Origin of the sequence: Trichocoleus sp. FACHB-6, from assembly GCF_014695815.1 — a bacterium.
Taxonomy (GTDB): Bacteria; Cyanobacteriota; Cyanobacteriia; order Cyanobacteriales; family FACHB-T130; genus Funiculus; species Funiculus sociatus.
Genome location: NZ_JACJOY010000112.1, coordinates 36,114 through 50,747, shown reverse-complemented (window position 1 = coordinate 50,747; position 14,634 = coordinate 36,114). Strand labels below are relative to the sequence as shown.

The window sequence follows — 14,634 nt, the reverse complement described above, 5'->3', positions numbered from 1 at the left end:
CTCTTCAAAGAATCGAACGCCCGTGCTATAAACTCTCTGATGATGGCTGTGGTTGAGGAGGAAATTTGTGTTTAAATTCCTGAGTAAATTAGATTACCTACTGCGCGAAACCTTGCGGGGCTTGCGTCGGGGCGGTTGGATGAACTGGGCGGCGGTTAGTACAGTCACCGTGTTGCTGTTTCTATTTGGTATGAGTCTCCAAGCATCCTGGCAAATGGAACGCCTGCTAACTCAATTTGGCAGCCAACTGGAAGTATCTGTATATTTAGATCCTGGGGCGCGAGTGGAAATGGTCGCCCCGGCTGTGAAAAAAATACCAGAAGTGGTTGAGATAAAAACGATTTCCAAAGAGCAAGCTTGGAAATCTCTAGTTAAAGAACTCTTAATTTCCGATATCGACGGTGCTACCCAGCAGCTAGAGGGAAATCCCCTCGTGGATGAGCTAAAAGTCAAGGTGCATAACTCTGAGATAGTGCCAGTTTTAGCCCAAAAGTTGGTAAAAATCCCAGGTGTGGATGGGGTACAGTATATGGATGAAGCTTTGCAACGATTAGCTCAGCTGAATAAAGGTCTGAGCTACGTTAGCCTTACCATCACCACCCTACTTACTTTGACGGCAGTTGCAGTAATTACAACAACAATTCGTCTGATTGTGATGGCACGACGACGGGAAATTGAGATAATGCAGCTGGTGGGAGCAACTACGGTATGGATTTACCTGCCGTTTATTTTACAGGGAATTACCTTTGGTTTGGTTGGGGCTGCGATCGCTTGGCTTCTCATCAGCACCGTTGGACGTACTTTGAATAACTTGCTTACTTCTCAACCGAATTTTATCCAATTTCTGGTCAACGGTTTGCAACTTAGTCCAATACAAATTTTTATGTTACCTGTGATTCTCCTGTGTCTCGGCGGTTCGGTAGGCTTAATCGGGAGTTTGTTTGCTGTCCGTCGCTTTGCTGTACGATAATCAATCCAAAATCTAAAATCAAATTATGCGATCGCAATGGGAATCTCTACTACAAAATTTAGGGGAATGGCAAGGCTCATTTACCCGACTTTCGCCCCAAGGAGAGTTACTGGAAGACACTCCTACAGTTGTCTCCCTAGAAGGTTTAAACAATAACCAAACCATTCGCCAAATTATCCGCCGCTTGCCACCCGGTCAACAGGCAGAAGAGAAAGTTTTAGAATATAGTTCTCTAGGAAAAAGCGTTTTATTTTTTGAGAATGGGGCATTTTCTCAAGGCTCGATTCAACAAGCTCCTTTCTCGGAATTTGGAGCAGAATTAGGCTTGATTGATGGCACCAGAAGGATGCGTTTGGTGCAGCTATTTAACCGTGAAGGTAAGTTAGATAGAATTACCTTAATTAGGGAAAAATTAGCCGCGACAGACTCCCCAGAACGCCCACCCTTAACTGTTAATGATTTGGTGGGAGAATGGCAGGGAGAAGCGGTAACAATTTATCCAGACAATCAAAATTCTGATACTTATTCTAGCACGCTGAAGGTAGAACAAAAAGAAAGCGATCGCTTGTTTCAGCAGTTGACTTTTGGCGACAGAACCATTACTTCAACCGCTAAAATTAACGGTTCCATTCTTCACTTTGACCAAAATAACCAGCCAATTCAAGTATTATTATTACCAGATGGTGCCTCTTCCAACTGTCCCCTACAAGTGAAAGTTGGTGAAGCCTTTTTTCTAGAAGCAGGATGGTTATTGCAACGCGATTTGCGCCAGCGGATGATTCGCAGCTATAACAATAAAGGAGAATGGGTTAGCCTCACCTTAGTTACAGAACGTAAAAGGTGACATGATAAGTTTAAAAACTCACCTTTCCATCACTTGAAACCGTCTGTTCAAACACGAACCCGCCAGCTTCTACCCGCATTTTACCTTGTTTCCAGCCTAGAGAAATAGGGTTATTTTCTTCAGTTACTTTGTATAAATCATAATTTTTAAACCAGTCATACTTGACACCATTGCGAACAATAGTTGGCAGCTCATTTTGAGAATTATGAGTTATTTTAAGATTATTGCCATTAACTCCTTTTAGCTGTACTGTACCAGATACTATCTGGCTCACGTCCAACTTACTTTTTTTCTTCACAGATTCTTTAAAACTAGCATAACTGCTTGTAATTTTATCTCCCACCTCCAGCGTAAATCCAGCATATTGATGAGCTTTGGGTGTTGCTTTCAGCATTACTTCATCGCGGTATAGTTCCTCAAGCTTTTTTCCTTTAATAGCAATTTTTGTATAATTATTTAGGTTTATGGGATGAACAGCCAGCCAAGTCTTTTCAAACTTAAAGAACCAAATTCCATCTTCAATTTCTGATACAGCAGTTTTAGGGATCTGAAAATAAAAGGGTTGGTTTGAGGCTGCCCGTAGCCAAATCAAAAGATTGCGGTATTGTCCTATTTGATCGCCTTTATTTTTTCCAGGCTTTAGCCTGTCGCCACCAGTATTGGCTACAAAATAATCCATCCCACGCTGAGAATTTTCAGCCATCAATTTGAAAGTTCCAACATCACCATCACTAAACTCTGCAACAACACTACCCAGTTGATAACTATTCCCGAAAAATGTTGTTTCCCAATAACCAGGTTTATCTTCACCTCCAGGTTTCCAATTTTCATAAACTGGCTTGGTACTAAGTAATTCAATCGGCTTTTTAAACTGTTTTCTGGCTAATGCTACAACTGCCAATGGAGGACGGTAACTGCTAGTAACTACGTGAATTGAATCGCGTTCAGGTTTAGGATTAGGTAGCGAATTATCCCCAAAATATAGCCATAGTAAACGTGCGGCAGATGAACCATAAACTACATTACTATTACCATAATCTCGTTTAGATGGCCCCCCGAAACCACCGTGGTAATACTTCAATGCCCCCGCAGCACAAAGCCAATCTAAAGCTGCTTTACCTAACATTTCCACTTCTGGATCTTTAGCGAAATCGTAAAGATTAAGATACGCAGCTAGGGTATGACCGTGATAATTTTCCGAATCCCACTCGCCCATACCAATATGATAAAGCGCCCAAACATACCGCTGAATTCTCTTTTTATATAGCTGTCGCACATCTTCATTTCCAGTTTCCTCCGCCATTAGATAAACGGATATCTCTCGCATCGCCCTGAGATTATCTGTATTGCGTCCATCCACCCAGCTACCGCGCACTTCTGGCCCCCAACCGTCACCGCCACGGCCTTTCCCATAAATCGGGTGAGGACGACCATTGGGATCTTGCTGTGTCCACTTTTTTGCACCTAAAAACATTCGTTGTTTGTAGGTAGGATCTAGGAATTTACCGAAGAAAAAGTATTTGCGAATTTGTCCTTTGAGAGTGAAAGAATAGTAATAGTCAATCCCTTCGGTGTGGGCGTTATCTTTGGCTTGGTTATCTTCATTTTCAAGAAATGCGATCGCTTTCTCCCGATTTCCATCCAAAAAGTCAAACATGGCATTAGGATAAGACGCTTTTTCATTCTCTCCATAGGTGTTGCCATATTTTTTGCCTGCGTAATACTTAATAACTTCTTTAGCTCGTTGCTGAAATTCTTTTTCAAGTTCAGGTGTCCACTGGTTTTTAAATGCCTTTGCAGGGGGCGGCTCCGCCTGAAGTAAGTTTAAAGTATCTGGACTAGGTGTATTGGCGCTGGATACGGGAATAGTGCGATCGCGACAAGCCAATACCAGTAGAGCCAGTAAGGATACTGTCGCTGCGTAGCGAAAAATTGTAAACCGTTTCATCAGCAACAAAGGCTATTTAGCTGTAATGATTTTGGCATAATTTATCTTTGTGTTGCTGAATATACTCTTATCTTTGATAAGATTTAGCAGTCATAAACGCCCACTGCATTACTGCTGGACGAAACTCGCTAACAGCAATTTGACGGTCTTCTTCATTGAGGAAGCCAATAGCTGCATATGCTTCCGGCTCGCGCTTTGTACTACTTATTAACGTGATATCATGAGTTTCTTTAAAGCGGGACAGAATAGTTTCTGAAATTGTTGGGTTTAAAAAGTCATGTAATTCAACTAACACGTCGCTGTATCTAAGATTAGGTGCCAGATCCGGTTGTAGTAAATCAACTTCACCGCCTTCACAATCCATAAATACTAGCGATTTTTTATCTATTGCCTCATTCAATGCTTTTATATCGCATTCTCCAGCAAAAAATATATGGTCAAAAACACCATTAGCTCGTGCCATTTCCTTAGACATTCGCCGAGCAATGGGGTTAATCTCGAAAGCATAAATCTTGGCGGTAGGTATCTTTAAAGCAAATCCAACTGCATAGTAACCTTCGCCACTACCAACATTGATAATGTTGTCGTAGTTTGTTTGAATTACAGAACCTAAAATATCATGCAATTCTTCTTCGTAACAACCTATAAGCGTTGGTACTAATGCTGCGCCTCCCTTGCGCCCTACATGAACCATGCCAGCAAAAGGGCCACTTTGAACAACCAAACCGTATTTTTGAATGATTAGATTGTTAATCCGTTGAATGTTTTCGGGAAGTTTAAGCTTTTGATATCCGTGATAAATGTTGTAGACTTCCGGTAAAGTTCGCCGCACCAACAAACTAATATAGTTGCGAATTTTCATAGAATTTAATTTTAAATTAAGCAATTTGGGTATTCGCTTAATATAGCTCCAATTCGGGAGATGCGATCGCATTCTGGGGAAAATGTGCGCGATCGCACGCTTGGGGGAGATACACCAAGGTAGCGCCATCGCTTAATTGAAGCTAGAACAAGCTAATCTTTAATGGCAATTACTCGAATTCGTCTGTAATCTGCAAACCAAGTCCCATTTTTATACAGTGTTGGACGCAACTGCTTTTCGATATCAGCAATAATGCTCATTTGTTGATCAGCAGGAAATGCAGTCAAAATGTTATTTGCAAACATTTTTATCCAATTTTGCATCCCTTGTTCTCCATCATCTAATGGTGTTGGACGGTCAAACAGGGTGGCGAAAGTTAACTCTAAACTATGTTCTTCTAGTAAAGCACCATATTCCCCAATACTGGGAAAATACCAAGGATTGAGAGCTTCCTCGACAGGATAACCAGCAGCTTGAAGGGCATTATAGAGGGCTGTAACGATTGCTTTAACATTTCCCTTCCCGCCAAATTCAGCCACAAAACGCCCTTTTGATTTTAACGCTCGATAGATACCAGACACAACTTTTTCAGGCTCTTTTATCCAATGAAGTGCCGCATTTGAAAAGACAGCATCAAACTGGTCGGTAAATTGTAGATTAGTTGCATCTATTACCTCAAACTGTAAACTAGGATAGTTTTTTCGTGCCTGCTCAATCATCGTGGCTGCACTATCAATGCCAACTACCTTAGCGCCAAAAGTTGTAATTTTTTCGGATAAATGGCCTGTTCCACAGCCGATATCGAGAATACATTCCCCATATTTGGGAGACAGTATTTCTACCACATCTGATCCTAACTGCGAGACAAAAGAATGTTTACGATCGTAGAGTTCTGCATTCCACCGGTTCTGAAATGTAGTTTGTGAATCTTGCCTACTCATATTGAGACTAGCTGCTGTGCTTATATAGAAATAAATACTCTACCATGCTCTATTCAGCTTGCGATCGCACTCTCGCAAATGTGGATGCGATCGCACTCTCGGAAAGATGGATATGATCGCATTTTGGGAAAGATAAATGCGATCGCGCTTTGGTAAAGATAAACTCGATCACGTTTTAGTGAAGATGAATGCGATCGTGCTTTGGGGAAGATAGACGCGATCGCATAGTTTCGGAAAATAGGTGCGATCACTTTTCTCTTACCATCAAATTTTTCTGATGTAAGCAAAGTTGATAATTCTCAATCATCCTTAGATAGCCATGCTCCTACAAGAGTTCCTAGTATACCAGCAGTTGAAAGACCTAATATTATTGGAGCATTGATAAGTCCAGCTATGACTACTCCAATTCCCATCACTGATGCAGTGTTTTGAAAAACTGCCTCAACAAATATGTCATGCGATCGCTTACAAGGCGATTATTATTGGATACAAAAGAGCAGGGAAAGGCAACTTTTTTTAGTTTAAATCCAGTGTTGAAACAATATATTAAAAATTACCAGACATTTCTAAATATTCTGTAACTGTGAGCGTACCCATTCCCTAAACTCGCGCATTCTGGCATTCTCACCTTTCTGCGCTTCTGGCTGCATAAATCGGGCGAATTCTTTTACTGGAAACGAGCCAAATGCTAGACTTGTTTCAGAGTCCACATAACCTGCATCGGTTAAAATATTAACAGTAAGTTTTCCATTCTGCCACCGCCAAACTTCCGGCACTTTGAGTTCTATATAAACATTCATTTTATCGATAGATGAATGGCTTTGATCGATTTCAATCGCCAAGTCAGGTGGTGGATCAACTGTAAGGTCAATTTTTAACTTTTCACGTACTAACGCTTCATTTTGAATGTAAAAACATTCATCGGCTTCTTTGCCAACAGCCTTGGGTTTTGAACGCCAAGTTGTAGATTTCACACCCATAATTTCCAGCCCCAGTTCCTCAGATAATACCACCACTAGCCGTCCGAGAGTCCAGCTATACCTTTCATGTTCTGGTAGGGGTGTCATCAGTTCTAAGGTTCCCTTGTAGTAAGTCATGCGTGGTGTTGGCTGTTCTGCAAACACTTGCAAAAGCTGTTCGTACATTTCCCAACTGATGCCATATAGAACAATATGGGAACTGCTAACTGGCGGCGTGGCGGCACTTAGGGTCTGAGTCATAATGGAATCTAGGCATTCCTCTGCCCAAGGATTTAAGCTAGTGCGATCGCGATTTTAACGTTATCGCACAAAGCTATTGGCTATCAACTATTCTATCCCCTCAATCCGATCCTCGACCTCCTGATACAATTCGCCGCATTCTGGAAAAATAGACGCGATCGCATTTTCTGGAAGATAGATGCGATCGCATTTTGGAAAAGATGAATGCGATCGCACTCTCCCAAATTTGGATGCGATCGCACTCTCCCAAATTTGGATGTGATCGCATTTTGGAAAAGAGGATGCGATCGCTATTTTGGCAGATGCGATCGCACTCTGTGTATATTGGAATCAGGACGCGAGAGTTACAGAAGAAAGTCTATGTCTACTTATAACGAGGTACGCCATCAGGTAGAAAACCTCAGTGCTGAAGAACAACTACGGCTGTTAGAAGAATTGGCAGCACTAATTCATCAGCGAGCAATATCAGAGCATCAGACTAGCAGCCAAAAATCGCCAGGGAAAAACTTTGACCGATGGTTTGGATTTTTACCTGAGCGCATTGATTCTCTAGAATTCCAGTTGCAACTCAGATCAGAATGGGATGAGTAGTAAATATCTACTGGATACTAACATTATCATTGGCTTCTTTAAAGGCGAGTTAGCTGTAAAATATATCTTTGACGAAATTGAAAGGAGCGATGCTACAGGATTTTACTGTCCCATTACTTGGGTAGAGTTACTCTGTTACCCTACATTGAGCGACACTGAAGCGTTAGAAATGCGAGAATTTTTGCGGAGTCTCAGATGTGTATCGCTAACTGAATCAGTTTTAGATGGTGCTGCTCAAATCCGTCGTGATTATCGTACTAAATTAGGAGATGCTTTAATAGCAACTTGCGCCTTGGTTGAGGGTTGTACGTTAGTAACTCGCAATGTTAAAGATTTTCAGCGCATCAATGGATTGATTGTGTTGAATCCATTTGATAGTTAGCGATCGCTATGTTAGTAGAAGCGATCGCACTCTCCCAAATGTGGATGCGATCGCATTTTGGAAAAGATGAATGCGATCGCGCTTTGGAAAAGATGAATGTGATCGCGCGTTGGTAGAGATAAAAGCGATCTGATTCTGGAAAAGATAGAAGCGATCGCGATCGCAGGCTTGGAAAGATGGATGCGATCACATTTTCCGGAAGGTAGATGTGATCGCACTTCGGGAAAGATGAATGCGATCACATTTTCCGGAAGATAGATGCGATCGCACATCAGGAAAAATAGACGCGATCGCGCTTTGGGGAAGATGAGGGCGATCGCATTTTGGGGAGAATAGAAGTGATCGCACTGTGGAGAAGTGGAAGTGATCGCACATCGGGAAAAATAGACACGATCGCGCTATGGAGAAGATGAATGCGATCGCGTTTTGGGTGAATGAGAATACGCTCAACTTTCCTGTAAATAAACCCATGTACCTGTGGGTTTATGTTGATTTGTATGCTCTAAGTTTTCCAACTTAATTCTGCGGTTTTCACTGAGGATGCCAAACGCTACTTTTGATAGGATCAACTATACAATCCCTTATCTAAGAAAGGTAGGGGTAATATTTCTGTCGGCATCTGACTCAAACCTCAATTAGTTTCAATAAAATCGTATGGCGCAGTATCCAGATATAGATTACAGACATGTCTTGTCTGAACTCTCAGTTAATCGCAAAGACCCATGTGAAGTCATCCGCGAGTTGATATCTAACTCTTATGATGCTCAATCATCCCGAATTGAGATTTATCCACTATTGAAAGATAAAGGATTTATCTACTTTGACAATGGTACTGGTTTAAGCGAAGAAACTGAAATCAATGGGATAACTCCCTATAAAGCTTTTTTCTCTATAGGCAAATCTACGAAAATACAAGGTAATTCTATTGGTTATAAATGCCAAGGATCAAAATTGTGTTTTGCTTCCAAAAAAATTACTTTGATTACACGCTGTAGCAATGAAGGATACTGGCGCTCAATATCTATTGATAATCCAAAAGATAACTTGAGTCAACAATATGATATCCAATCGCAGGCTGATAATAGTCCTTGGCAAACCCTGAGAAATTTATTTTCTAGACCTAATGCACAAACAATAACTATTCTTGAACATTTAAGTGGTCGGTTTTTTCAGAACGGATTTTCTAGTGGAGCAATGATAATTGTTCAAGGCCTTGAAGTAGAAAAATTTTCAGACTATTACGACTCGGGCGATGATGGTATAAAAGAATGGTCATATTTAAAGCATTACATACGCTTTAACACAAGGCATGGAGACATGAGGTGTCTTCGGCCTAATGAAACTGGATTTTCAGATGCTAAATTTCAGAGCCTTAAACAGTCTCCTGGGTATAACGATCAGTGTGAATTATACCTGTGGACAAAGGGAAGCTTGAAGAAAATTGAGGCAGGATATCCCTACCTGGAGAAGCCGGACGAGCTAGATAAATTACAGCTCAAAAGTCCAGCTCAATTATCAAGGCTCAACGATGGTAGATTTTCTGCTCGCGGAGCCATGACTTTTCAGTTTGAAGGAATAAATTACTGTTTGGCTCTGGCAATTGATGGAAATCGTAGGGCGCATGAGAAGTATCAAGAGCTAGGTAGAAAAGGTGATAAAAAGTCTGGGATTAGGTTAATCGATCAAAGAGGTACATTTATCTGCTCAGAGGGTGTAAAGATTTGTAATTACAATGAGATATTTGAGCATTCTAAGCTAGAGGATTACGCAGTGCTTGGCACCTCCAATGCTGAATCTCACTATATTTTGATGATTAATGGCAGCTTTGATGTTGTGACAAACCGAAATTCCTTAACTGAGGCTGCATTAAGAATTCTACAAGATGACTCGTTTATCGAGAAGATAAAACAGTTTTTTGATGCAGCGATGAATCAAGTTAACGTTTTTCGTGAACTGATCGAAAGGCTTAATAAGGATAATCAGGATGCCAAATTAGAGGCTTATACTAAGAAGCTGAATGTACTCAAGGAAGGAATTCAAGATAGACCCCGATTTAAGGTAGCGGATATAGAACAACTACAGGGAAAGTGGCTTGTAGAGCCTGGTATTGGAGAAGAGTCTTGGGTTGGAGCCTTGTACACAATGTTTGCTCATCTTGTCACTGCTGACTCAGAGTACGCTCCTCTTTGGCTATGTCCACGAACCTTTTCTAGCATGGGAATTGATAGCATTGCTGTCAGTATTGGGGAAAACAGCCTAGCAACGAAAGTTCACAAAGCTCTTGAGTACAAGTACAATCTCTCACCAAGTGATGAGTTTAATCATCCATTGATATTGACTGACCAGATTGTATGTTGGGAAATGCCTACTCCAAAAGAAAACGCTCAGATTGAGGACTCATACAACTATTATGGGTACATATCTTTACCTGAAGAACTTAATGGCATTGGCTACGAAATTATAAAGATCCAGAGCAGAACTGGAGAGTTTCATGGTGGCAATATTAAGGTTATCAGCCTCAAAAATCTCCTCAATAAGACATTTAGTTGCCAATGGGAAACTCCACCGCCGAAAGTAACTGATTTTAAGAAAGGAAAAGGCGCTAAAAAGTCAAAATAAAAAGTAGAGACGTTCCGCCGGAACGTCTCTACTACACTACTGATGTTTCAGTTACCGACTATTCTATTCCTTCAATCCGGTCTTCGACCTCCTGATACAATTCGCGCAGCATTTGTAAATTGCTTTCGCTGGTTTCCCAGTAACCGCGACCATTTACTTCGAGTAAGGTGGCGACAACTTTGCGGAAAGAGTGAGGATTGAGGTTCATTAGCCGCTTCCGCATCTCTTCGTCTTGGATAAACGTGGTATTTGTATCCTCGTAAATCCAGTTATCGACTGCACCAGCGGTTGCAGACCAACCCATCGTATTTACCAAGCGCTTTGAGAGTTCGCGGACACCTTCGTAACCGTGACTTAGCATACCTTCGTACCACTTAGGATTTAGTAGTTTGGTACGGGCATCTAAGCGGACGGTTTCTGATAGAGTGCGAACTTGGGCGTTGGCGGTGGTGGTGTCGGCAATGTAGGATGCTGGCGTTTTGCCATCGCCGCGCAGACTGGCGACAACCTTGGTGGGGTCAGAGTCAAAGTAGTGGGAAACATCCGTGAGGCTAATCTCGGAAGAGTCGAGGTTTTGGAACGTCACTTCAGCGGTTTTGAGGGCGGTTTCAAAAATCTGACGCGACTGTTCCATTGTGCCTGGACTATCAGAAGTGAAAGCGAAAGATTTGCGGCTGAGGTACATATCCTGTAACTCAGATTCGCTTTCCCAAGTGCTGTTTTCTACTGCCAGGTTGATATTAGAAGAATAGGAACCGGAGGCATTAGAAAAAACGCGAGTCGCCGCTTGGCGCAGGTTGATGCCCATTTCCTCCGCCTGTTGTAAGGCGTGTTTGCGGACAAAGTTCATCGATAGGGGTTCATCGGCTTCTGCTGCCATTTTCACAGCTTGGTCGAGTAAATTCATCTGGTTGATGAACAAGTCGCGGAAGACACCAGAACAGTTGATGACCACATCAACGCGGGGACGACCGAGTTCAGCCAGAGGAATCAGTTCCAGTTTATTGACTCGTCCCAAAGCATCGGGCACGGGTTTTACTCCGACCATCCACATAATTTGGGCGAGAGATTCCCCATAGGTTTTGATGTTGTCGGTTCCCCAGAGGACGCAGGCGATGGTTTCGGGATAGGCACCAGTTTCCGCCCGTTGCCGTTCTAGCAGTCGGTCTACAACAACTTTGGCGGATTTGACGGCGGCTGCGGTGGGGATAGATTGAGGGTCGAGGGCGTGGATGTTTTTGCCTGTAGGCAGTACGTCCGGGTTACGGATGGGATCGCCACCTGGCCCGGGGATGATGTATTCGCCTTCTAAACCTTTGAGTAAGGCACCCAGTTCGTTATCGGCACAAACTTGCTGGAGGCAGAATTCCAGATATTCAAACAAAGGCTTGATTTGTGCTTCGTCAATTTTGGGATATCCTGCTGCGTGCAATGTTTCAATCCAAGGCTGCTTTCTGCCCATGTTGAAGAAATTCAGCTTAGAAACCAGGGAAACGCGACCATCAGCGTCAGTTTGTTCTTTGACGAGGGCGGAAACGGCGGCACGGGTGGCTAGGGTGATATCCTGCAATAGCTGGACATCTTCTAAGACACCTTGATCGTTGTTTTTGTAGATGTCGTCAATGTTGCGTCCGATGCTGTTGGCAATGATGCGGGGAAGACTCAAGATTTCTTCTTCGGCACGGTCGAGAGAGGCGATGTTGACCAGGGTAGCGATCGCTTCCTCTGCACTCGGCGGTTTCCCAACGACGTGCAAGCCACAGGGCAACAGCCGCGATTCAATCTCCATCAGCCTACGATACACCAAACCAATTAAGGTATCCCGTTCCTCGGCGGTCATGTCTTTAGCATCTTTCTCGGGCAAGGAGATATCCTTATCCAGATTCACCAAACGGCACTTGTCTACGATGGTGTTGACAATTTGCACGCCTCGCCCTGTATCTTTGAGAGTTTGGTAGGAGGCGATTAACTCGCTTAATTCCTTCAAACCCTTGTACAATCCCGCATTTTCTGCTGGTGGTGTCAGATAACTAATCGTTTCGGCATAGCTGCGACGCTTGGCAATTGTCGCCTCGCTGGGATTATTCGCCGCATAGTAGTAAAGATTGGGAATAGAACCAATCAGGTTATCTGGGTAACAGTCGCCAGACATTCCCATCTGCTTACCGGGCATGAATTCCAACGATCCGTGAGTGCCGAAGTGTAGCACTGCGTCAGCTTCCCAAATACGTTCCAGATAGGTGTAGTAGGCGGCAAAACCGTGATGGGGGCTGGCAGAACGGGAGAACAGCAACCGCATCGGATCGCCTTCATAGCCAAAAGTAGGCTGAACGCCGATAAAGACATTGCCGAAGTGTTTGCCGTAAATTAGTAAATTCTGCCCGTCGCTGTTGAGATGTCCGGGAGGTGCGCCCCAGTTCTCTTCTAGGCGTTGCGAGTAGGGTGTGAGTTCTTCATACTCCGGTACTGACATCCGATAGGCAATGTTAAGCTCAGGACTGGCGTACTGTGCTTGAGCATCATGGATGACTTCTTGCATCAACGCCATTGCTGAATCTGGCAATTCTGGCAAGTCGTAGCCGTTCTGCTTGAGGGCTTTCATCACCTCGTAAATTGAACCAAATACATCTAGGTAAGCAGCAGTACCGACATTGCCTTTATCAGGTGGGAAGCTGAAAACGGTGATAGCAATTTTCTTACCAAGTTTTGGCTTGCGGCGCAGGTTAGCCCATTTTAAAGCGCGTTGAGCGATCGCTTCAATTCGGTCTTGGAGTGCGATCGCTTTCCCGGTTGCTCCATCCCTTCCCGATAATATAATCGGTTCAATCGCTCCATCCAGTTCCGGAATCGCAATCTGCAACGCCACTTGAATTGGATGCAGCCCCAAGTCGCTATCTTCCCATTCTTCCGTAGTTTGGAAGACTAAGGGCAAAGCCACCATGTAGGGACGATTCAGTTTTTTTAGCGCATCAATGGCTTTCGGATGATCTTGTCTGGCGGGGCCACCCACGAGAGCAAATCCGGTAAGAGATATCACCGTATCTACTATCGCCTGGGGTGTCTTGGCAGATGGATCGTAGAAATAAGCCTCAATCGGCTTGGCAAAATCTAACCCTCCAGCAAAAACGGGAATTACCCGTGCGCCCATCGCTTCTAGTTCCTGCACCATTGCCACATAATGGGCATCATCGCCTGTGACCAAGTGAGTGCGTTGCAGCACTAAGCCAACACAGGGTGCCAAAGGATCTTTGATATCGTTGGATATATCTCTACGGCTGTTGTGCCAGTTAAGATACTCCTTAACATCCTCAAACATTTGTGGTGCGAGGGGATGCCAGATGCCCATGTCAGGATAGGTTACTGGTTCCTGAAACTTCAGCTTTTGCTCACCTTTGTAAACGTATTTATCCGCCAGCATCAGCAGGAAGTTCTCCAGGTTTTCCTGAGAACCGCCTAGCCAATATTGGAAGCTAAGCATGAAGTTTCGGGCATCCTGCGCTTTGTCCATTGGCAGGTATTTCAGGACTTTGGGCAGGGTTTGCAGTAGCTTCAGCATCCCGTCTTGGAAGCCGCTGCCGGATTTTTCCTTGCGCTTTCGCATGAATTGCGCGATCGCACTTTTCGATTGTCCCAACTGCGCCATCGAGAAGCTGCCCATCTTGTTCAGGCGCATCACTTGGGGCATTGAGGGAAATACTACGGCAACATCAAGGTTGTCTCGGTGCGGTTCCACCGCCGCTACAACTTTATCGGCTAAGTCTTCTATAAAGATCAACGAAGCGATAAAGATATTCGCCGCAGCGACATCTTGCTTAAAACCCTCGTAGTTCTCAGGATCTCGCAGTTCTTCCAGCAGATATCCGCTGATTTCAACCGCTAAGTCGGGGTGGTTCTTGTTAATTGAGCGAACCGCTCCTGAGATGGCACTCTGGTACTGTGGCTCTAGCACGACATAGACCACCTTGAGTAGCGATCGCCCCCTCAGGTTGTCCGGGGAAATGTGGCGAATGGTGGACTTGACGTGAGTGAACATTCGCTTAGGCTCCAATGATACAGTGTTCTCTTCTTCAGGAATGCTCGATCTTTTAGCTCTAGGGTAGGATAGGCAATACTCTCCTCCCAGTCGCAAAATCGTTAATTGCTAAAAGTAGGCACATCAGCATTTTTAGCAGAAGATGCTTACACTGTGGGGCTTTTGGCTCTCTATTGACACAATTTGATAAAAAAAAAGCCAACTTTATTTACATTAATTCATAT

General features: G+C 43.6%; 14 protein-coding genes. 5 read left to right on the top strand and 9 right to left on the bottom strand.

All coding sequences use genetic code 11. The features are described 5' to 3' along the window. Positions 1-67: 67 nt before the first annotated feature. Positions 68-970 carry a permease-like cell division protein FtsX gene (locus H6F66_RS22680; RefSeq protein WP_190425828.1) on the top strand — a complete coding sequence of 301 codons (903 nt, stop codon included), beginning with the start codon at positions 68-70 and terminating at the stop codon, positions 968-970. A 25-nt stretch (positions 971-995) separates the two neighbouring features. After that, the gene (locus tag H6F66_RS22675; protein WP_190425825.1) at positions 996-1,814 is read left to right on the top strand and encodes a DUF3598 family protein; all 819 of its coding nucleotides are present in this window, start codon (positions 996-998) and stop codon (positions 1,812-1,814) included. A 10-nt stretch (positions 1,815-1,824) separates the two neighbouring features. Here H6F66_RS22675 and H6F66_RS22670 read toward each other — a convergent pair whose 3' ends face one another. The 6 genes from H6F66_RS22670 to H6F66_RS29085 form a co-directional block, all read right to left on the bottom strand. Continuing rightward, on the bottom strand, positions 1,825-3,762 hold the full coding sequence (locus H6F66_RS22670; RefSeq protein ID WP_190425822.1) for a hypothetical protein: 1,938 nt from the start codon (positions 3,760-3,762) through the stop codon (positions 1,825-1,827). Between the two features lie 67 nt (positions 3,763-3,829). Continuing rightward, positions 3,830-4,753 carry a hypothetical protein gene (locus tag H6F66_RS22665; protein WP_190425819.1) on the bottom strand — a complete coding sequence of 308 codons (924 nt, stop codon included), beginning with the start codon at positions 4,751-4,753 and terminating at the stop codon, positions 3,830-3,832. A 23-nt stretch (positions 4,754-4,776) separates the two neighbouring features. Next, positions 4,777-5,565 (bottom strand): class I SAM-dependent methyltransferase, encoded by a 789-nt coding sequence (locus H6F66_RS22660; RefSeq protein WP_190425816.1) that lies wholly within the window; start codon positions 5,563-5,565, stop codon positions 4,777-4,779. A 53-nt stretch (positions 5,566-5,618) separates the two neighbouring features. After that, the gene (locus tag H6F66_RS22655; RefSeq protein ID WP_190425813.1) at positions 5,619-5,852 is read right to left on the bottom strand and encodes a hypothetical protein; all 234 of its coding nucleotides are present in this window, start codon (positions 5,850-5,852) and stop codon (positions 5,619-5,621) included. 279 nt (positions 5,853-6,131) lie between these two features. Further along, positions 6,132-6,785, bottom strand: coding sequence for a Uma2 family endonuclease (locus tag H6F66_RS22650; protein ID WP_190425811.1), 654 nt, complete (start codon positions 6,783-6,785; stop codon positions 6,132-6,134). 87 nt (positions 6,786-6,872) lie between these two features. After that, entirely contained in the window at positions 6,873-7,001 is a 129-nt protein-coding gene (locus H6F66_RS29085; protein WP_277873802.1) for a hypothetical protein, read from the bottom strand. Here H6F66_RS29085 and H6F66_RS27850 point away from each other — a divergent pair. Then, on the top strand, positions 6,990-7,376 hold the full coding sequence (locus H6F66_RS27850; RefSeq protein ID WP_199294848.1) for a hypothetical protein: 387 nt from the start codon (positions 6,990-6,992) through the stop codon (positions 7,374-7,376). The two genes, H6F66_RS29085 and H6F66_RS27850, sit on opposite strands and share 12 nt — an antisense overlap. Beyond that, a complete protein-coding gene (locus tag H6F66_RS22640; RefSeq protein WP_190425807.1) occupies positions 7,369-7,758 on the top strand; it encodes a type II toxin-antitoxin system VapC family toxin in 390 nt (129 codons plus the stop codon). The genes H6F66_RS27850 and H6F66_RS22640 overlap by 8 nt, the downstream gene beginning before the upstream one ends. On the opposite strand, the gene H6F66_RS22635 is transcribed toward H6F66_RS22640, so the two are convergent. Next, on the bottom strand, positions 7,721-7,948 hold the full coding sequence (locus H6F66_RS22635; protein ID WP_190425804.1) for a hypothetical protein: 228 nt from the start codon (positions 7,946-7,948) through the stop codon (positions 7,721-7,723). The genes H6F66_RS22640 and H6F66_RS22635 overlap by 38 nt on opposite strands. After that, positions 7,945-8,229, bottom strand: coding sequence for a hypothetical protein (locus H6F66_RS22630; protein WP_190425801.1), 285 nt, complete (start codon positions 8,227-8,229; stop codon positions 7,945-7,947). Before H6F66_RS22630 ends, H6F66_RS22635 begins: the two co-directional genes overlap by 4 nt. A 219-nt stretch (positions 8,230-8,448) precedes the next feature. On the opposite strand from H6F66_RS22630, the gene H6F66_RS22625 reads away from it, so the two are divergent. After that, positions 8,449-10,377 carry an ATP-binding protein gene (locus tag H6F66_RS22625; RefSeq protein WP_199313345.1) on the top strand — a complete coding sequence of 643 codons (1,929 nt, stop codon included), beginning with the start codon at positions 8,449-8,451 and terminating at the stop codon, positions 10,375-10,377. Positions 10,378-10,435: 58 nt separating this feature from the next. Here H6F66_RS22625 and H6F66_RS22620 read toward each other — a convergent pair whose 3' ends face one another. Continuing rightward, the gene (locus tag H6F66_RS22620; protein WP_190425795.1) at positions 10,436-14,410 is read right to left on the bottom strand and encodes a magnesium chelatase subunit H; all 3,975 of its coding nucleotides are present in this window, start codon (positions 14,408-14,410) and stop codon (positions 10,436-10,438) included. Positions 14,411-14,634: the final 224 nt, after the last annotated feature.